This window comes from Janthinobacterium sp. PLB04 (genome assembly GCF_021165895.1).
Lineage (GTDB): Bacteria > Pseudomonadota > Gammaproteobacteria > Burkholderiales > Burkholderiaceae_D > Janthinobacterium > Janthinobacterium lividum.
In genome coordinates, this window is record NZ_CP088968.1 from 5,428,469 (window position 1) to 5,446,300 (window position 17,832).

Annotated in this window: 18 protein-coding genes; 6 read left to right on the top strand and 12 right to left on the bottom strand. The window is 61.4% G+C overall.

Going from position 1 to position 17,832, the window contains the following annotated elements; translation table 11 throughout:
- Positions 1-146: 146 nt before the first annotated feature.
- The 3 genes from LSO07_RS23980 (at position 147) to LSO07_RS23990 (ending at position 4,959) form a co-directional block, all read left to right on the top strand.
- On the top strand, positions 147-1,196 hold the full coding sequence (locus tag LSO07_RS23980; protein WP_151096769.1) for a quinone-dependent dihydroorotate dehydrogenase: 1,050 nt from the start codon (positions 147-149) through the stop codon (positions 1,194-1,196).
- The gene (locus LSO07_RS23985; protein WP_151097928.1) at positions 1,196-2,242 is read left to right on the top strand and encodes an aldo/keto reductase; all 1,047 of its coding nucleotides are present in this window, start codon (positions 1,196-1,198) and stop codon (positions 2,240-2,242) included. The genes LSO07_RS23980 and LSO07_RS23985 overlap by 1 nt, the downstream gene beginning before the upstream one ends.
- Before the next feature lie 296 nt (positions 2,243-2,538).
- On the top strand, positions 2,539-4,959 hold the full coding sequence (locus LSO07_RS23990; RefSeq protein ID WP_151096771.1) for a TonB-dependent receptor plug domain-containing protein: 2,421 nt from the start codon (positions 2,539-2,541) through the stop codon (positions 4,957-4,959).
- A gap of 82 nt (positions 4,960-5,041) precedes the next feature.
- Here LSO07_RS23990 and LSO07_RS23995 read toward each other — a convergent pair whose 3' ends face one another.
- A complete protein-coding gene (locus LSO07_RS23995) occupies positions 5,042-5,599 on the bottom strand; it encodes a PEP-CTERM sorting domain-containing protein (RefSeq protein ID WP_092608397.1) in 558 nt (185 codons plus the stop codon).
- 360 nt (positions 5,600-5,959) lie between these two features.
- Between LSO07_RS23995 and LSO07_RS24000 the strand changes: the two genes are divergently transcribed.
- Positions 5,960-6,571 carry an immunity protein Imm33 domain-containing protein gene (locus tag LSO07_RS24000; RefSeq protein ID WP_151096773.1) on the top strand — a complete coding sequence of 204 codons (612 nt, stop codon included), beginning with the start codon at positions 5,960-5,962 and terminating at the stop codon, positions 6,569-6,571.
- The gene (locus tag LSO07_RS24005) at positions 6,568-6,921 is read left to right on the top strand and encodes an MmcQ/YjbR family DNA-binding protein (RefSeq protein WP_151096775.1); all 354 of its coding nucleotides are present in this window, start codon (positions 6,568-6,570) and stop codon (positions 6,919-6,921) included. The genes LSO07_RS24000 and LSO07_RS24005 overlap by 4 nt, the downstream gene beginning before the upstream one ends.
- Here LSO07_RS24005 and LSO07_RS24010 read toward each other — a convergent pair.
- From LSO07_RS24010 to LSO07_RS24045, 8 genes are all read right to left on the bottom strand, one after another.
- Positions 6,918-7,850 (bottom strand): CysB family HTH-type transcriptional regulator, encoded by a 933-nt coding sequence (locus tag LSO07_RS24010; protein ID WP_151096777.1) that lies wholly within the window; start codon positions 7,848-7,850, stop codon positions 6,918-6,920. The genes LSO07_RS24005 and LSO07_RS24010 overlap by 4 nt on opposite strands.
- A 12-nt stretch (positions 7,851-7,862) precedes the next feature.
- A complete protein-coding gene (locus LSO07_RS24015; protein ID WP_034747519.1) occupies positions 7,863-8,933 on the bottom strand; it encodes a sulfate/molybdate ABC transporter ATP-binding protein in 1,071 nt (356 codons plus the stop codon).
- 1 nt (position 8,934) lies between these two features.
- Positions 8,935-9,861 (bottom strand): sulfate ABC transporter permease subunit CysW, encoded by a 927-nt coding sequence (cysW, locus tag LSO07_RS24020; protein ID WP_034785420.1) that lies wholly within the window; start codon positions 9,859-9,861, stop codon positions 8,935-8,937.
- Positions 9,858-10,667: a sulfate ABC transporter permease subunit CysT gene (cysT, locus tag LSO07_RS24025; RefSeq protein WP_099408869.1), complete on the bottom strand. Its 810-nt coding sequence runs from the start codon at positions 10,665-10,667 to the stop codon at positions 9,858-9,860. The genes cysW and cysT overlap by 4 nt, the downstream gene beginning before the upstream one ends.
- A gap of 299 nt (positions 10,668-10,966) precedes the next feature.
- Positions 10,967-11,605, bottom strand: coding sequence for a peroxiredoxin (locus LSO07_RS24030; RefSeq protein WP_034785187.1), 639 nt, complete (start codon positions 11,603-11,605; stop codon positions 10,967-10,969).
- A 45-nt stretch (positions 11,606-11,650) separates the two neighbouring features.
- Positions 11,651-12,217 carry an RBBP9/YdeN family alpha/beta hydrolase gene (locus tag LSO07_RS24035; RefSeq protein ID WP_034747509.1) on the bottom strand — a complete coding sequence of 189 codons (567 nt, stop codon included), beginning with the start codon at positions 12,215-12,217 and terminating at the stop codon, positions 11,651-11,653.
- Positions 12,218-12,261: 44 nt separating this feature from the next.
- Positions 12,262-13,266, bottom strand: coding sequence for a sulfate ABC transporter substrate-binding protein (locus tag LSO07_RS24040; RefSeq protein WP_034785183.1), 1,005 nt, complete (start codon positions 13,264-13,266; stop codon positions 12,262-12,264).
- A gap of 130 nt (positions 13,267-13,396) precedes the next feature.
- Positions 13,397-13,780, bottom strand: coding sequence for a diacylglycerol kinase (locus LSO07_RS24045; protein WP_070281337.1), 384 nt, complete (start codon positions 13,778-13,780; stop codon positions 13,397-13,399).
- A 151-nt stretch (positions 13,781-13,931) separates the two neighbouring features.
- Between LSO07_RS24045 and LSO07_RS24050 the strand changes: the two genes are divergently transcribed.
- The gene (locus tag LSO07_RS24050) at positions 13,932-14,711 is read left to right on the top strand and encodes an IclR family transcriptional regulator (RefSeq protein ID WP_034785179.1); all 780 of its coding nucleotides are present in this window, start codon (positions 13,932-13,934) and stop codon (positions 14,709-14,711) included.
- Between the two features lie 33 nt (positions 14,712-14,744).
- On the opposite strand, the gene LSO07_RS24055 is transcribed toward LSO07_RS24050, so the two are convergent.
- From LSO07_RS24055 to LSO07_RS24065, 3 genes are all read right to left on the bottom strand, one after another.
- Positions 14,745-15,818 carry a serine hydrolase gene (locus LSO07_RS24055; RefSeq protein WP_151096779.1) on the bottom strand — a complete coding sequence of 358 codons (1,074 nt, stop codon included), beginning with the start codon at positions 15,816-15,818 and terminating at the stop codon, positions 14,745-14,747.
- A gap of 177 nt (positions 15,819-15,995) precedes the next feature.
- Positions 15,996-16,715, bottom strand: coding sequence for a nitroreductase (locus LSO07_RS24060; protein ID WP_151096781.1), 720 nt, complete (start codon positions 16,713-16,715; stop codon positions 15,996-15,998).
- A gap of 26 nt (positions 16,716-16,741) precedes the next feature.
- On the bottom strand, positions 16,742-17,659 hold the full coding sequence (locus LSO07_RS24065) for a DMT family transporter (protein ID WP_034785174.1): 918 nt from the start codon (positions 17,657-17,659) through the stop codon (positions 16,742-16,744).
- Positions 17,660-17,832 lie beyond the last annotated feature (173 nt).

Sequence of the window (17,832 nt, forward strand, 5' to 3'; positions counted from 1 at the left end):
GGATGCGGATTATCAATGGATCAATATTGCATTTGGCCAACAAGAACTATACACCCGACCGCTGCGCGGAACACGGTAAAATACGGCACTTATTTCGCGCGCCGCCAGCCCTTCCCGGCAGCCCGCACACCTACTCAAAGCGCCCCATGTCTGAAAAATTCCTGTACTCCCTCGCCCGCCCGCTGCTGTTTTCGATGGATGCCGAAGCGGCCCACCATCTCACCCTGCCCGCCCTGAAACGCGCCAGCGCGCTGGGCCTGACGAAGCTGGCCGGCAAGCCGGCAGCCGACCCGCGCACGGTGATGGGCATCACCTTCCCCAATCCCGTCGGCCTGGCCGCCGGCCTGGACAAGGATGGCGCCTACATCGACGCGCTGGCCGACCTGGGCTTTGGTTCCATCGAAGTGGGTACCGTCACGCCGCGCGCGCAGGCGGGCAATCCGAAACCGCGCATGTTCCGCCTGCCGCAGGCGCAGGGCATCATCAACCGCATGGGCTTTAACAATGGCGGCGTGGACGCCTTTGTCGCCAACGTGCAGGCGTCGCAGTTCTACCAGGACCGCGCCGGCGTGCTGGGCCTGAACATCGGCAAGAATGCCGACACACCTATCGAGCGGGCGGCCGACGACTATCTGCTGTGCCTGGAAAAAGTCTACCCGTATGCCAGCTATGTGACGGTGAACATCTCGTCGCCGAACACCAAAAACCTGCGCCAGCTGCAGGGCGCGTCGGAACTCGACGCCCTGCTGTCGCAGCTCAAAGATGCCCAGGCGCGCCTGGCGGACAAGCACAAGCGCTACGTGCCGCTGGCCCTGAAAATCGCGCCGGACATGGATGGCGAACAGGTGAAAAGCATTGCCGAGTCGCTCACGCGCCACCGTATCGACGGCGTCATCGCCACCAACACGACCCTGTCGCGCAGCGCCGTGGAAGGCATGCCGCACGGCGCCGAAGCGGGCGGCCTGTCGGGTGCGCCCGTGTTCGAGCTGTCGAACAATGTCATCCGCCTGCTGAAGGCCGAACTGGGCGATGCGCTGCCCATTATCGGCGTGGGCGGCATCATGCAGGGCAGCGACGCCGTGGCCAAGTTCGAGGCGGGCGCGCAGCTGGTGCAGCTGTACAGCGGCCTGATTTACGCCGGTCCCGCGCTGATCAAGGATTGCGCGCGCGCGCTGCGCGGCAAACAGGCGAAATGATAGCCAAGGTCAAGCTGGGTTCCAGCAGCCTGGAGGTGAGCCGGATCTGCCTGGGCACGATGACCTTCGGCGAGCAGAACAGCGAAGCGGAAGCGCACAGCCAGCTCGATTACGCGCTCGAGCGGGGCATCAACTTCGTCGACACAGCCGAGATGTATCCGGTGATGGCCAGCGCGCAAACGCAGGGCAGCACGGAGCGCTACATCGGCAGTTGGCTGAAGAAAAGCGGCAAGCGCAGCCAGATCGTGCTGGCCAGCAAGGTAGCCGGGCCGAATTCGCGCATGCACTGGATACGCAAGGGCAAGACGGACCACGACGCGGTCAACATCCGCGCCGCCGTCGAGGACAGCCTGCGCCGGCTGCAGACGGAGCACATTGACCTGTATCAATTGCACTGGCCCAGCCGCAACCTGCCCATCTTCGGCGCCAGCGTGTACAACCCGCGCAAGGAGCACGCCTCGGTCGCCATCGAAGACACCCTGGCCGTGCTGGGCAAGCTGGTCGAGGAAGGCAAGATCAGCAATATCGGCGTGTCGAACGAATCGTCGTGGGGCGTGTGCGAATACATCAAGCAGGCCGAGCTGAAAGGCTTGCCGCGCATCGTTTCCATCCAGAACCTGTACAACCTGACGGCGCGCCATTTCGAGACGAGCCTGCTCGATGAAACCTGCCACAGGGAAAATGTCAGCTTGCTGGCCTACAGTCCGCTGGCGTTCGGCCAGCTGACGGCGAAATATATCGATGACCCGCAGGCCAAGGGCCGTTTGACGCGCTTCCCGGCCGGCTGGAGTCCCCGCTACGTGCGCCCCGCTACCATCGCGGCAGCCAGCCAGTATGCGGCGCTGGCCCGCGCGCACGGCTTGACGCCGGCGCAGCTGGCGCTGGCCTGGTGCTACTCGCGCTGGTTCGTGGCCTCGACCATCATCGGCGCCACCAGCGTGGCGCAGTTGCAGCAGAATATCGACGCCCATCAAGTGACCCTGTCGCCGGAACTGGTGGCGGCCGTCGACGCCATCCACGCCAGCCTGCCCAATCCGGGACAGTAGGCGCGCTCCATCTGGCGGCGCATGCCGCCGCCAGGCTCCCCACGCTCATCGCAGATAGTCGTATTTATACAACAGCTGGCAATTTACTGCTGTGCAGCATTGCGGCCTTGCCGTGCCCGGTCGTATGCTGGAAACGAGGCCATATGCGCTACCCGCGCCATTTGGACGTGTATCAGACATTTATTGCATATCGATAGACAGAACGATTCGTAAGCACGCCACAGGCCCACTGTTACTCTGATGTCATCACCGGACCGCCATGGTTCGCGCATCCACCAACCGAAGAGATATTGTCGATGAGTTCAAGCACCGCCCGCTCCCAGCTTCCCGCCCTGCCCGTGAAAACCGTTATCGCCGCCAGCCTGATCGCCTGCTTCAGCCTGCCAATGCAGGCGCAAGCGCAGCAAGAGCTGCCGGCCGAAGGTGAACTGCAATCGGTGGTGGTCACCGGCACGTTCGCCAAGAACCGCCGCACCATCGATTCCGAATCGCCTATCGACATCCTCACCTCGCGCGACCTGCAAAGCACGGGTTCGGGCGAACTGGCCACCGTGCTGGCGCGCCTGCTGCCATCGCTGAACTTTGCCCGCGCCACGGGCGCCGACGCCAGCGACGCCGTGCGTCCGGCCCAGCTGCGCGGCCTGTCGCCCGACCAGACCCTGGTGCTGGTGAACGGCAAGCGCCGCTACACCTCGGCCGTCGTCAACGTCAACGGTTCCCTGGGCCGCGGCTCGGCGCCCGTCGACCTGAACGCCATCCCGCTGGCCGCCATCGACCACGTGGAAGTGCTGCGCGATGGCGCGGCGGCCCAGTACGGTTCCGATGCGATTGCCGGCGTGATCAACATCATCCTGAAAAAAGGCGCGGCCGGCGGCGATATCGAAGTGGGCTATGGCCAGACGCAGGAACGCGACGGCAAGCAAAAATCCATCAAGGGTTCGGCCGGCTTCGCCCTGGGTGACGACGGCTGGGTGCGCGTCTCGGCGGAAGTGGCGGAACGCGACCCGACCAACCGTGCCGGCGCCGACTTCCGCAATCCGCTGGAACCGCGCTACGGCAAGGTCAACCAGCGCTATGGCGATCCGGAAAGCAAACCGGCAACGATTTTCCTCAACAGCGAATACCGCATCAACGACAATATCGACTGGTATGCCTTCGGCAATTATGGCAAGCGCGACACGTCGGCCGCCGCCACATGGCGCACGGCCCTGATCCAGGACCCCGTCACCAAGGTCTACTCGCAGCGCACGCCGATCTATCCGGAAGGCTTCTTGCCGCTGCAAAACAGCACCCTGACGGACCAGTCCATCGTCACGGGCTTGCGCGGTGAAGCGGCCGGCTGGCGCTGGGATGCCAGCATCAATTACGGCAGCAACAAGTTCGAACTGGACCTGGACAACACGGTCAACCAGTCGCTGGGCGCGAACAGCCCCACGCATTTCTACGCCGGCTCGCTGAAAAACGAACAGACCGTATTCAATCTGGACGCGGCGCGCGAGTTTCCCGTCTCTTACTTTACGGGTCCGCTGACTGTAGCCGTCGGCGCGGAAGCGCGGCATGAGAAATACAGCATCGGCGCCGGCGACGCAGCGTCGTACACAGGCGGCGGCTCGCAAGGCTTTGCCGGCTTCCGCCCTGTCAACGCAGGCAGCCACTCGCGCCACAACGAGTCGATCTATGTGAACCTGGAAGCGGAAGCGACGAAGAAACTGTCGGGTGGCGTGGCCCTGCGCCATGAGCGCTACAGCGATTTCGGCAGCACCACCTCGGCCAAGGGCTCGGCCCGCTACTCCTTCACGGACGCGCTGTCCCTGCGCGGCACCGTATCGAGCGGCTTCCGCGCGCCATCGCTGGCGCAGCAGTACTACACCATCACCACCACCAACTTCCAGGTCATCAACGGCAACAATACGGCCATCGAGACGGGCACCTTTGCCGTCAACACGCCGCAGGCGCGCGCCTTGGGCGCACAGGACCTGAAACCGGAAAAAGCCCGCAACTACAGCCTGGGCCTGCAGTTCCAGCCTAACCGCAACTTCACGACGACGGTAGACGCCTACCGCATCGACATCGACAACCGCATCCTGTTCTCGGCCAACCTGGCGCTGAACGACAAGCTCAAGGCCCAGCTGGCGACGCAAGGCTCGAGCGTGGGCGCGGCGCGCTACTTCACCAACGCCGTCGACACGCGCACGGAAGGCGTGGACATCGTCAGCACCTACCGCATCGACCTGCAGGACAAGGACCGCCTCGATCTCACCGTGGCCTACAACCATAACAAGAGCACGGTACAGAAAATCGCCGACAATCCAGCCATCCTGACGGCCAACAACCTGAAACTGATCGACCGCCAGAGCATCGACCGCATCACGGTGGCCTCGCCGAAGGACAAGTTCAGCCTGGCCGCCGACTACGGCTTCGGCATCTGGAATACGCACGGCGTCGTGACGCGCTACGGCAGCTTCACCGTGCCGCAGAACGATGTCAAGCTGGACCAGACGTATGACCCGCAATGGGTGCTGGACGTGTCCGGTTCCGTGAAACTGGGCAAGAACTGGCGCCTGGTGGCCGGCATCGACAACGTCACCAACCGCTACCCGGCGCAAGTGACGAGCGCGGGCAACCTGAATGTCAACGGCACCCAGCCGTACAGCATCTTCGCGCCGAACGGTTTCAACGGCCGCTACTACTACGCCAAGGCTGGCTATAGCTGGTAAATAGCGCTCTGCCATGCAAAAAGCCCGGAACGCATCGCGTTTCCGGGCTTTTTCATGTCTTGCGCCCGCAGGCGCATCAGGCTCAGGCGCGGCGGCGGCGCGCGACAAAACCGACCAGTCCCAGGCCCAGCATCAGCATGCCGTAGGTCGCTGGCTCAGGCACGGCAGAGACGGAGTTGTACGCGCGGAAATTGCTCAGGCCACGCGGCAGGTTGGCAATGCTGAAGACCGTATTCGCGGCAAGCGGCGTATCCCAGTGGAACAATAGTTCGCCACGGCCATAATGCACGGCCAGGTAGTCAAAGCTGGAGTTGACGGTAAACGAACCGGACTTGCTGCTGGCCAGGTCGCCCTGGGCGGCAAAGACCAACGAGCCGGCGCCGCTGGAGGGCAGGCCAAACTTGCTGCTGACCAAGCTCTTGATGGCGGCCGCGCTTTGCGCGCCGGCCGGGTTGGCGCCGTCATAGACCCAGACCGCGTCCGCTGCCACGCTGCCATAGGTGACGGTATTGCCGCCCACCAGGAAGCCGCTCATGGCAGGGTCGGTGATTTCCACCCAGCTAGCAGCCTGGGCCAATGGCGCCAGGCAAGCCGAGACAGCAAGGCAGAGACCCAGCACGGCATGTTTAGTCATGTTCATAGTTTCCCCTATCGATTAATTTCAAAAACTACAATGTTGATTATATTTTTGTTATATTTTTTTGCGATTGGACAAAAGATATCATCCAGGAAATCTAAATGCAATAAAAGAAACATCTTCGGCCATTGAAAATTTCAATTGGTCTTATCAATTTATTGGCGAGGCCTGCTATCACGAGGCTTGCCGCCATCGTTGCCATGAGCGCGCTCGCCGTTCCGGGGAACAGGATTGTTGTATCTCAGCACATGTAAAGTGGCAGGGTCGCCCTGCTCCAATGGCAAGCCGGAAGGTATGCGTGGTCATCCTGACACGCAATCGGCTACCATGGGTCTTACTCTTTTTGATCACGGATAAGCAACCATGCCCAGCTGGCACCTGGCCGACGCCGCCGAACTGGCGGCGCGCCATCCCTACACTTTCTATAAATCGCCACCCGAGGCCATCGCCCAGGTGCGCCCCGGCGAGGTGGTCAAGCTGATCTTCGCCTTCCACAGCGACGATCCGCAAGCGCCGGGCGCCGAGCGCATGTGGGTGCTGGTGGATACGGTCGAACCGCATGGCCACTTCACCGGCAAGCTCGACAACATGCCCGGCTACATCCAGGATTTACAGGCCAAGGCCCCCGTCGCCTTCGATGCGCGCCACATCATCAATACCCAGCACGACGATGACGATAACCTCGTCAACCGCTACGCGGGCCTGTGCTTCGTGACGAAAAAAGTGCTGGAAGACGGCGCGCCCGTCGGTTATCTGTACCGCGAGGAGCCTGACAACGACGACGACAGCGGCTGGCGCTTCACGGCCAACGACGAAAGCGACGACTACATGCACGACAGCGCCAACGTGGCCCTCGTGTCGCTGGGAGCCGTGCTCAGCGTGGACGACCGTTTTATTGCCCTGCTGGATGCTCCGGCCGGCGCGGCCTATGCCTTCGACCACAACACGCAACAATTCATGGCGGTTGACGAATGACAATAGATGAATTGAAGGAATTTTGCGCGACCCTGCCCGGCGCGCAAGCCGTGCTGTACGGTGCGCCGTCGAATATCCTCGTGTATGCAGTGGCGGGGAAAAAATTTGCGTACTTCAAGACCAGCGCACCGGAGCAGTGGCGCTTCAGCCTGCGGGTCAGCGCCGGGCGCTTTATCGAACTGACGGACATGCCGGGCGTGAAACCGGCCCGTTACATGGGCCGCTTTCACTGGGTGACGATCGTGGATGTGGCGCGCTTCCCGGCCGATTACCTGGCGGAGCTGGTACAGGATAGCTACGCGCGCGCCGTGGCCAACCTGACGCGCGCGCAAAGGGCAGCCATCGCCTAGAGGGCGTCCTCGCCCGCCATGGCACGGTCGATGTCTTCGCGCGTCAGGTCCGGCGCCAGTTGCAGGATGAACTCATAGGCGTACGCGCGCAGGTAGGCGCCGCGGCGCACGGCCAGGCGCGTCGTGTTGGTGGCGAACAGATGCGACGCTTCCACGGCCCGCAGACCCTTGTCCCTGCCATGGTCGAAGGCCATCGAGGCGACGATGCCCACGCCCAGGCCCAGCGCCACGTATTGCTTGATGACGTCGGAATCCATGGCAGTGAGAATAATATCGGTCGCCACGCCCGCCTTGGCGAACGCATCGTCGATATGGCCGCGTCCCGTGAAACCCTTGTCGTAGGTAATCAGCGGATACTTCGCCAGGTCTCCCAGGCGGATGGGCGAGTGTTCGAGCAGCGGGTGGCCGTCCGGCACGACGATCAAATGGCTCCAGCGGTAGCACGGGAACGACACGAGGTCGGGGAACTGGCTCAAGCCTTCCGTGGCGATGCCGATATCGGTCTTGCCGGACAGCACCCATTCCGCGATGTGCTCGGGCGCGCTTTGCTGCAGCGCGATACGCACGTCGGGGAAAGCGGCACGGAAGCTTTGCACCACTTTCGGCAGCGCATAGCGCGCCTGCGTGTGCGTGGCCGCCACCGATAACGTGCCGCTGGTCTGGCCGCTGTATTCGAGGCTGGCCTGCTGCAGGTTTTCCGCCTCGATCAAGAGACGGTCGACGATCTTCAGGATACCCTTGCCCGGCTCCGTCAAGCCCGTCAAACGCTTGCCGTTGCGCTCGAAAATCACCACGCCCAGCTCATCCTCGAGTTCGCGGATTTGCCGGCTCACGCCCGGCTGCGACGTGAACAGGGCGTTGGCCACTTCCGTCAGGTTATAGCCGCGGCGGGCCGCTTCGCGGATCGATCGCAATTGTTGAAAGTTCATGGCTATCCTGTATCAAGTTCGGGTGGGTTCAACAAATACATGTAGGCGTTTCGGGCGGACAACCAATGTCTCGCCTTCCTTCAGCTGCAGATGGGTAAAACGCTCGTTCGACATCACAGCTTCGATCAGCTCGCTGTTATCGACGCGCTGCAAATCCAGCTGGGCCAGCGGGCCGATCGCATGCGCGCGGCTCAGCTTGACGACGATGCCTTCCGCGCCCTGCGTGTAGCGGTCGATTTCGAGGTCGTGCGGACGCACATAGGCCGTACCCTTGCTGTCGCTCACGCCCGCGTAATCGGGCACCTCGAAGCTGGCGTCGCCGGTGGCCATCACGCCGTCGTGCACGCGGCCGTGGAACAGGTTGACGTTGCCCAGGAAGCCATACACGAAGGGCGAAGCCGGGTGGTTGTAGACTTGCTCCGGGGAACCGAGCTGCTCGACGGTGCCCTTGTTCATCAGCACCACCTGGTCCGCCACTTCCAGCGCTTCTTCCTGGTCATGCGTGACGAAAATGCTGGTCACGTGCAAGTCGTCATGCAGGCGGCGCAGCCAGCGGCGCAATTCCTTGCGCACCTTGGCATCCAGGGCGCCGAACGGTTCGTCGAGCAGCAGCACGCGGGGCTCGACAGCCAGCGCGCGCGCCAGGGCGATGCGCTGGCGTTGCCCGCCCGACAGCTGCGGCGGATAGCGGTCGGCCAGCCAGTCCAGTTGCACCAATTCCAGCAAATCCTTCACCTTGCGGCGGATCTGGTCTTCCGACGGGCGCTCGCTGCGCGACTTCACGCGCAAGCCGAAGGCCACGTTCTCGAACACCGTCATGTGCTTGAACAGCGCGTAATGCTGGAAGACGAAACCGACTTGCCGCTCGCGCACGTGGCGGTTCGACGCGTCTTCCGCGTCCAGCAGCACCTGGCCGCTGTCCGGATGTTCGAGGCCGGCAATAATGCGCAACAAGGTGGTCTTGCCGCAACCGGACGGGCCCAGCAGGGCCGTCAATTCGCCGGCGGGAAAGTCCAGCGAGATATTGTCGAGGGCGACGAAATCGCCGAAACGCTTGTGGATGTTTTTAACTGCGATGGTCATATCAGTGCTCCGTAGAACGTAAGGCGGAATCGTCGGCGTCGCTCTCGTTCAAACGCCACTCAATGAAAGCTTTCAGGGCCAGGGTCACCAGGGCCAGCAGGGCCAGCAGGGAGGCGACGGCGAACGCGGCGGCGAAGTTGTACTCGTTGTACAGAATCTCCACTTGCAGCGGCATGGTGTTCGTTTCGCCGCGGATATGGCCGGAGACGACGGACACGGCGCCGAACTCGCCCATGGCGCGGGCGTTACACAGGATCACGCCATACAGCAGACCCCACTTGATGTTCGGCAAGGTGACTCGGCGGAAGGTATTCCAGCCCGACGCGCCCAGCACGATGGCGGCCTCTTCCTCTTCGCTGCCCTGCGACTGCATCAGCGGGATCAGTTCACGCGCCACGAACGGGAAGGTAATGAAAATGGTGGCCAGCACGATGCCGGGCACGGCAAACAGGATCTTGATGTCGTGCGCCTGCAGCCACGGGCCGAACCAGCCTTGGGCGCCAAACATCAGCACATAGATCAGGCCGGAAATCACGGGCGAGACGGAAAACGGCAAGTCGATCAGGGTCAGCAAGATGCTCTTGCCGCGGAAGTCGAACTTGGCGATGCACCAGGATGCAGCCACGCCGAACACCAGGTTCAGCGGCACGGCGATGGCTGCCGTGATCAGGGTCAGCTTGATGGCGGAAATCGCGTCCGGGTCGATGATGGCGGCGATATACGCTTCCCAGCCCTTCTTGAACGCTTCCGCAAACACGGCCACCAGGGGCACGATCAAAAAGGTCGTCAGGAACAGCAGGGCGATGGTGATCAGTACCGTGCGCACCCACAACGGCTCCAGCACGACGGGGCCGACATTCGGCTCGAAGCGGCGCGCCGTCGGGCGCGCATTGTCCACGCCAGCGATGGCAGTCGTATTCGTACTCATGATTTCTTCGCCTTTCCGCGCGTCCATGCTTGCAGCAGGTTAATCGTCAACAACAGCAGGAAGGACACCACCAGCATCACCACGGCGATGGCCGTGGCGCCCGCGTAATCGTATTGTTCCAGCTTGGTAATAATGAACAGCGGCGTGATTTCCGACACCATCGGCATATTGCCGGCGATAAAGATCACGGAACCGTATTCGCCCGTGGCGCGGGCGAAGGCCAGCGCAAAGCCCGTCAGCAAGGATGGCAAAATCGTGGGGAAGATGACGCGGATAAACGTTTGCAGGGAATTGGCGCCCAGGCTGGCGGCCGCCTCTTCCAGTTCCTTTTCCGCGTCTTCCAGCACCGGTTGCACGGTGCGCACGACAAAGGGCAAGCCGATGAAGGTCAGCGCCACCACCACGCCCAGCGGCGTGAATGCCACCTTGATGCCCAGCACGCCTTCGATGAACTGGCCGAACCAGCCGTTCGACGAATACAAAGCCGTCAGGGTGATGCCGGCCACGGCCGTCGGCAAGGCGAACGGCAAGTCGACCAGCGCGTCGATGATGCGCTTGCCGGGGAATTTATAGCGCACCAGCACCCAGGCCAGGATGCCGCCAAACACCACGTTCAACAGGGCGGCGATCAGCGAAGCGCCAAACGTCAGGCGGTACGACGCCATCACGCGGTCGGAGGTGACGGCGCTGAAGAAGGCGTCCCATGTCATGGTGAAAGTTTTCAGGAACACCGACGACAGCGGAATGAGGACGATCAAGGCCAGGTAAAAGAGCGTGAAGCCCAGTGACAGCTTAAACCCCGGCATGACCCGAAACGGCGCTCCGCGCGCCTTGAGCGGTGCTGCTGATGCTGCAGACATAGAAACTCCTTCTTATTACATTTTTGAGTTATAGGCTGCAATAATCACATGCAATCGTTATAAAAAGAACTAACCATTTCTCATTTGCTTAGATGGATTTTGCATACTTGCCGATGGAAATGCTGGGCGAAAAAAAAGGGGTCGGACCCTGTGGGTCCGACCCCGGCTTTTGGGGTGGGGTTGGGCACACACTTAACCCAACACCTTGACGGCTGAGGTCAGACCCATAGGATCTGACCCCGTTCTTACTTGTTCGGCTGCGGCGTGAGGCGCAAGTATGGTTTCGCTGCCGTAAAGCCCTTCGGATATTTCTGCTTGATCACATCCGGGTCTTGCACGGTCAATGGAATGATGACGTCGTCGCCATCTTTCCAGTTGCCGGGCGTGGCCACCGTGTAGCCATCCGTCAGTTGCAGGGCGTCGATGACGCGCAGGATTTCATTAAAGTTGCGGCCCGTGCTCAGCGGGTACGTGAGGATCAGGCGCACCTTCTTGTTCGGATCGACGATGAAGACGGAGCGCACGGTGGCCGTAACGGACTGTTCCGGGTGGATCATGTCGTACAGCACCGATACTTTCTTGTCGACGTCGGCGATGATGGGGAAGCCCACCACCGTGTTTTGCGTCTCTTCGATATCCTTGATCCAGCTTTTGTGCGATTCGGCCGCGTCCACGGACAGGGCGATGGCCTTCACGTTGCGCTTGTCGAATTCCGGTTTGAGCTTGGCCGTCAGGCCCAGTTCCGTCGTGCACACGGGGGTAAAGTCGGCCGGGTGGGAAAACAGCACCACCCAGGAATTGCCCGCCCACTCGTGGAACTTGAGCGGGCCGATCGAGCTGTCTTGTTCAAAATCAGGGGCGACATCGCCCAGGCGTAAAGTCATCGTGATCTCCTTGTGAGGTTGTGTGGCAATGGGATGTGCGTCGAATCAGGCTGCCTGACGGTGGCGCTTGTCGCTTTGCGCCAGATCAAACAGTGTTTGCAGTTGCGCCTGGCCGTAGACCCAGTCACCGAGGCGCGACTCGGCGTTGATATGACCCAGCGCACCGCCATCAATATACTTGCAATTCCAGCGCCGTGCCCACTGCGCCGCGTGTTCGGCAGTCATCCATGGGTCGGTCTGGCTGGCGATCAATATGCCGGGGCAAGGCAACCGCTTTTGCGGCAATGCCTTCGCCACGCCAAACTTGTCGGGATCGGCCGGCCCCACCAGCAGCACGCCAGCCACGCCCTGCGGATCGCGGGCCAGGCTGTGCGCCGTCGTCAGGCAGCCAAAGCTGTGGGCCACGATCAGGGTCGGGCGCGCATCCTGCCGCCGTACCTGGTCCAGGCGCGCCGACCAGGTGGCCAGGTCGGGAGCGTTCCAGTCGTCCTGCTCGACCCGCTCGAATTGCGGATACAGGCGCTGCCAGCGGCTCTGCCAGTGCTCGGGACCGCTGTTATGCAAGCCCGGCACGATCAGTACCCGGTAATCGGAAAAGCTGCGCAGCGCCATGGTGGATCCTTTTAGTAACGGTCTGGCAATCGTGCCACCCGATCTTATTTAGGCTGGTAGATCTGGTCGAAGATGCCGCCGTCGGCAAAGTGCGCCTTCTGTGCCGCCGTCCAGCCCCCCGCCACTTGCTCGATGGTGAACAGGTTGACCTTGGCAAATTGCGACGCGTATTTCTTCGCCGCCTTGTCCGTTGCCGGACGATAGTAATTCTTCGCGATGATGTCTTGCGCTTCGTCCGTGTACAGGTAGTTCAGGTAAGCCTCGGCCACCTTGCGCGTGCCGTGCTTGTCGGCAAACTTGTCGACGACGGCGACAGGCGGTTCGGCCAGGATGCTGACGGACGGCGTGATGATGTCGAACTTGGTCGGACCCAGTTCCTTGACGGCCAGGTAAGCCTCGTTTTCCCAGGCGATCAGCACGTCGCCGATGCCGCGCTCAACAAACGTGGTGGTGGCGCCGCGCGCGCCGGAATCGAGCACGGGCACGTTCTTGTACAGTTTGCCGAGGAAATCCTTGGCCTTCGCTTCGTTGCCGCCCGGCTGGCGCAGCGCGTAGCCCCACGCTGCCAGGTGGTTCCAGCGGGCGCCGCCCGAGGTTTTCGGGTTCGGCGTGATGACGGAGACGCCCGGCTTGATCAAATCATTCCAGTCCTTGATGCCTTTCGGGTTGCCCTTGCGCACCAGAAACACGATGGTCGAGGTGTACGGCGAGCTGTTGTGCGTCAAGCGCTTCTGCCAGTCGGCGGCCAGCAGCTTGTGCTCGGCCAGCGCATCGATGTCATAGGCCAGGGCCAAGGTCACGACGTCCGCTTCCAGGCCATCGATAACGCCGCGCGCCTGCTTGCCGGAACCGCCGTGCGATTGCTTGATCTTGACGTTGTCGCCCGTCTTGCCTTTCCACTCCTTGGCAAATGCCGTGTTCACATCCTGGTACAGCTCGCGCGTCGGGTCATACGACACGTTGAGCAGGGTGATATCGGCAGCCTGCGCCGTTTGCAGAATGGCAAACGCGCTGATGGCGGCGGCAATGATGATTTTTTTCGACAGCATCTAAGATCCCCGAGTGGTTGAACTTTCAGAACCACCAGATTACGGCGCTATGGCCGCAAAGAGAACGAAGCGTTTCGCCGTTTGATATGCGATTTTCGCATATGGATGGCGCACACCGGGGATAAAGCGGTTAATAGAAACGGTTAAATAATACGACGGCCCACGTGGCGAAGGCCAGGATGCAGGTCAGCAACACGGCCGCGCTGCCGAAATCCTTGGCATTCTTCGACAGCGGATGGCGCTCCAGCGAGATGCGGTCGACCACGGCTTCCAGCGCGGAATTGATCAGCTCGACGATCAGCACCAGCAGCAGCACGCCGATCAGCACCAGCTTTTCAAAGGCGGAGATGCGCAGCAGCAAGGCGATCACCGTGCCGACGACGAACAGGCCCAGCTCCTGGCGGAACGCGTGTTCGTGGCGCCAGGCCGCCTTCAAGCCATCGAGCGAGTAGAAAAAAGCGGAAAAGATCCGCTTCAAGCCACTCTTACTTTTGAATTCATTTACAGGTTGCATAGTTTTCCATATGTAAATCAAGTGCAGTGGGCACATTATGGGGGCGACATAGCACTGTGACCATTTATTCGCCGAATATCTCGGAACATTTCATTATTTTTTCACATTATGGTATAAAGAAGCATGAATACTGCATTGCACCAAATCCATCATGAAAATTGAACCGGTCGCGGCCCCCAAGACAACGATACAGGTGATCGAACGCATGGTCGCCCTGCTTGATGCCCTGGCGAAATATTCGGACCCGGTCAGCCTGAAGGAATTGTCGAAGGTTTCCGGCCTGCACCCCTCGACGGCGCACCGCATTCTCAACGACATGGTGCTGACGCGCTTTGTCGACCGCATCGAACCGGGCACGTACCGGCTGGGCATGCGCCTGCTGGAACTGGGCAATGTGGTGAAAAGCCGCCTCAGCGTGCGCGAAGCGGCGCTGGATTTCATGCGCCAGCTGCACAAGAAAACCCAGCAAACCATCAACCTGTCCGTGCGCCAGGGCGACGAGATCGTCTACATCGACCGCGCCTTTTCCGAGCGCTCGGGCATGCAGGTGGTGCGCGCCATCGGCGGGCGCGGCCCGCTGCACCTGACCTCGACCGGCAAGCTGTTCCTGTCGGTGGACGAGCCGAAAGCCATCCGCGCGTATGCCACGCGCACGGGCCTGGCCGGACACAACAAGAATTCCATCACTGATCTGCAAAAACTCGAGCGCGAACTGAGCCTGGTGCGCGAGCGCGGCTATGCGCGCGACAATGAAGAGCTGGAACTGGGCGTGCGCTGCATGGCCGCCGGCATCCGCGACGACTCCGGCAAGCTGATCGCCGGCCTGTCGATCTCGGCGCCGGCCGACCGTCTGCAGGATGAGTGGCTGGTGGACCTGGTGGAAACGGCGAACCAGATTTCCGTCACGCTGGGCTATATCCCGCAAGACTAAATATACAGGGCAGCTACGCTACCCTGTATATTTTTAGCCGCCGGGCAGGCTCATGTTGGCTGGTTTCAGTGCTTCGAGCCACTTGCGCATGCGTCCCGCATCGGCCGTACGCGACTGCTTTCCCTTGGAGTCGAGGAAGACCATGATCACGGCCCGTCCTTCGATGACAGCCTGCATCATCAAACAACGTCCCGCCTCATTGATGAATCCCGTCTTTTGCAAGCCGATCTCCCAACCGGGGTTGGCCACCAGGTGATTCGTATTACCAAACTGCATGGGCTGGCCGCTGGCTTCGACGATGGCTTTCGGGTCCGTCGAGTATTCGCGCAGCAGCGGATGGCGGAAAGCGGCCATGGCCAGCTTGCCCAGGTCGCGCGCGCTGGCCACGTTCATTTTTGACAGGCCGCTGGAGTCGACATAATGCGTATCCATCATGCCCAGCTGGCGCGCCTTGCTGTTCATGGCGTCGACAAACGCCGGCAAGCCGCCCGGATAGTTACGGCCCAGCGCCGAGGCGGCGCGGTTTTCCGAGCTCATCAAGGCGATGTGCAGCATATTCGCGCGCGTCAATTGCGAACCCACTTTCAGGCGCGAACTGCTGAACTTGGCGCGGTCAACGTCCTCGTCCGTGATCGTCAGCACTTCATCCATGTCCTGGCGCGCTTCGACCACCACCAGGCCCGTCATCATCTTGGTGATGGAGGCGATGGGCAAAGCCACATTGGAATTCTTTTCAAACAGCACTTCCGCATTGGCCTGGTCCAGCACCAGCGCCACGCTGGACTTGAGGTCGAGCGGATCGCGCGTCAGGTTCAGGCCGGCCAGATCACCCATGGTCGGCATCGGTGCGGCCATGGGCACGACCACGCTGCTGACTTTTTGATAGATGACTTTGCGCTTGCCGCGCACCATGACGACCCGGCGCGCGGTCTTTTCGCGCGGCGCGGCCGTCGCGCCCTTGCGCAGCACGACTTTGACTTTCTTGGTATTTTGTTTCTTGGACGCAGAGGATTTGCCGTTCGCTTCCTTGGCGTGCACGGCAGCAGCCGGCGCCAGCGCAAACAGCAGGGAAGCCAGGATACCCAGCGCAAGTTTAAACTTAGCCATTCGATAATTCCCCGTGAAGCTGTTGCCTTATTGCAGTGTAGCGAAATGCAGAGTAATCGCAAGTCTATTTAACAGTTAGGACAGTATTTATTGCAGCAATGAAATACAAATCGTTGGCGATCAGCAAACAAACTCATCCTTAACCGCTTGTTTGACCGTGTCCGTCGCCAGTAATGTCTATTTGTCCATGAATTTAACAAAGCCGGCCAGCGGCTCGCGTTCCGTGTTCAGCCGGTTCTCGACCTTGTCCGGGTCGGCATGGCCGAGGGCCATGCCGCACACCACCATTTCGCTGGCCGGCACGCCCAGCTCGTCGCGGATGATGTCATGGTAATGGATGAAGGCCGCTTGCGGGCACGTGTCGAGTCCCCGCGCGCGCGCTGCCAGCATGATGTTTTGCAAGAACATGCCGTAGTCGAGCCAGGAACCCTGTTCCAGCACCCGTTCGATGGTAAAGATCAGGCCCACGGGCGCATCGAAAAACTGGAAATTGCGTCCATGCTGGGCCGCCATGCCGGCCGTGTCGCCACGCTCCAGGCCCAGCAGCTGGTACAGGTCCAGGCCGATCTTGCGGCGACGCTCGATGAACGGCGCCGTCCACTGGCGCGGGTAATAAGTGTACGACGCCGTGCGCGCGGGCGCATCGGCTGCCTTGGGCGCGTCGTAGGCGGCCAGGATGCGGCGCGACAGGCGCAGGCGCGCTTCGCCCGACAGCACATACACTTTCCACGGCTGCATGTTGGCGCCCGATGGCGCGCGCGCCGCCACTTCCAGGATGCGCGCAATATCCTCCTGCGCCACCGGCGTGGGCAAAAAGGCGCGGATCGAACGGCGCGACACGATGACGGCGTCCACGGCTTGCTGCGCCGACTGTATTTCAGATGCTTGCTTGCTCACTGCCCTGCTCTCCCGCTATATCTAGTCTATTTCTTGACCACGAACACCACACCGACCACGGCCACCAGCATGCCGGCGATACCCAGCATATTGAACGCTTCGCCAAACATCAGCCAGGCCATCACGGCCGTCGTGGGCGGCGTCAGGTACAGCAAGCCCGTCACTTTTGTCGCATCGCTGCGGCGGATCAGGGCGAACAGCAGGAAGATGGCGCCGATGGACAGCACGAGTACCGACCACAGCAAGGCGCCGATGAAATTCGCCGTCCATTGCACATTGCTGAAATGCAAGTCCAGTCCTTCGTAATACAGGGCGAATGGCAAGACCACCACGATGGAGGCGGCAAACTGCACCACCGTGCCGGTGCGCAAGTCGAATTGCGGGCAGTGGCGTTTTTGGTACATGGTGCCGGCCGTCATCGACAGCAGCGCGAACACGCACAGCAGCACGCTTTCCACCGTCAGGCCCACGAGGTTGATCTTCGCATACACGACGAGAGCCACGCCCAGCAAGCCAAAGAACAGGCCCAGCCACTGGCGCGGGCGCACGGATTCGCCGATCAGGGGCGCGGCGCAGGCCGTCAGCACTGGCTGCATGCCGACAATTAACGCAGAGAGGCCGGCCGGCATGCCCAGTTTGATGGCGCACCAGACGCCGGCCAGGTAGCCGGCCTGCATCAATATGCCGGCCACGGCGATCTGGCGGAACTGGCCCACGGGCCACGGCGCGCGCAAGAGCAGCACCAGCGGCAGCAGGATCACCAGCACGCCCAGGAAGCGCAGCAGCAAGAAGGTCAGCGGCGGCGCATACGGCAAGCCGAACTTGGCCACGATAAAGCCTGTGCTCCATAACAACACGAAGAAGCCGGGCAAGGCCATCGGCGCCAGGGTCGTCAGGAAAGAGGCTTTGCCGCTGGCGCCAGCCGCGGCGGGAAGATTGGACATGGTATCAACTCGGGAAACAGGATCGGCACCGGGGCGCTGCGCCAGTGCGGGAGGCAAAGTCTAGCATGCTGCGCCGCACCCGTCCTGAAAGGTGGGGAAATAATGGTTTAGGGCTAAACCATTAACACACAGAAATCAAATATTTCTCTTTAGAAACAATGGCTTTTGACGCA

Excerpts from the sequence above, each read along its gene's own strand:
- LSO07_RS23980 (WP_151096769.1), top strand. The coding sequence starts at position 147 with ATGTCTGAAAAATTCCTGTACTCCCTCGCCCGCCCGCTGCTGTTTTCG.
- LSO07_RS23990 (WP_151096771.1), top strand. The coding sequence starts at position 2,539 with ATGAGTTCAAGCACCGCCCGCTCCCAGCTTCCCGCCCTGCCCGTGAAA.
- LSO07_RS23995 (WP_092608397.1), bottom strand. The coding sequence starts at position 5,599 with ATGAACATGACTAAACATGCCGTGCTGGGTCTCTGCCTTGCTGTCTCG.
- LSO07_RS24000 (WP_151096773.1), top strand. The coding sequence starts at position 5,960 with ATGCCCAGCTGGCACCTGGCCGACGCCGCCGAACTGGCGGCGCGCCAT.
- LSO07_RS24005 (WP_151096775.1), top strand. The coding sequence starts at position 6,568 with ATGACAATAGATGAATTGAAGGAATTTTGCGCGACCCTGCCCGGCGCG.
- LSO07_RS24010 (WP_151096777.1), bottom strand. The coding sequence starts at position 7,850 with ATGAACTTTCAACAATTGCGATCGATCCGCGAAGCGGCCCGCCGCGGC.
- LSO07_RS24015 (WP_034747519.1), bottom strand. The coding sequence starts at position 8,933 with ATGACCATCGCAGTTAAAAACATCCACAAGCGTTTCGGCGATTTCGTC.
- cysW (WP_034785420.1), bottom strand. The coding sequence starts at position 9,861 with ATGAGTACGAATACGACTGCCATCGCTGGCGTGGACAATGCGCGCCCG.
- cysT (WP_099408869.1), bottom strand. The coding sequence starts at position 10,667 with ATGCCGGGGTTTAAGCTGTCACTGGGCTTCACGCTCTTTTACCTGGCC.
- LSO07_RS24030 (WP_034785187.1), bottom strand. The coding sequence starts at position 11,605 with ATGACTTTACGCCTGGGCGATGTCGCCCCTGATTTTGAACAAGACAGC.
- LSO07_RS24035 (WP_034747509.1), bottom strand. The coding sequence starts at position 12,217 with ATGGCGCTGCGCAGCTTTTCCGATTACCGGGTACTGATCGTGCCGGGC.
- LSO07_RS24040 (WP_034785183.1), bottom strand. The coding sequence starts at position 13,266 with ATGCTGTCGAAAAAAATCATCATTGCCGCCGCCATCAGCGCGTTTGCC.
- LSO07_RS24045 (WP_070281337.1), bottom strand. The coding sequence starts at position 13,780 with ATGCAACCTGTAAATGAATTCAAAAGTAAGAGTGGCTTGAAGCGGATC.
- LSO07_RS24050 (WP_034785179.1), top strand. The coding sequence starts at position 13,932 with ATGAAAATTGAACCGGTCGCGGCCCCCAAGACAACGATACAGGTGATC.
- LSO07_RS24055 (WP_151096779.1), bottom strand. The coding sequence starts at position 15,818 with ATGGCTAAGTTTAAACTTGCGCTGGGTATCCTGGCTTCCCTGCTGTTT.
- LSO07_RS24065 (WP_034785174.1), bottom strand. The coding sequence starts at position 17,659 with ATGTCCAATCTTCCCGCCGCGGCTGGCGCCAGCGGCAAAGCCTCTTTC.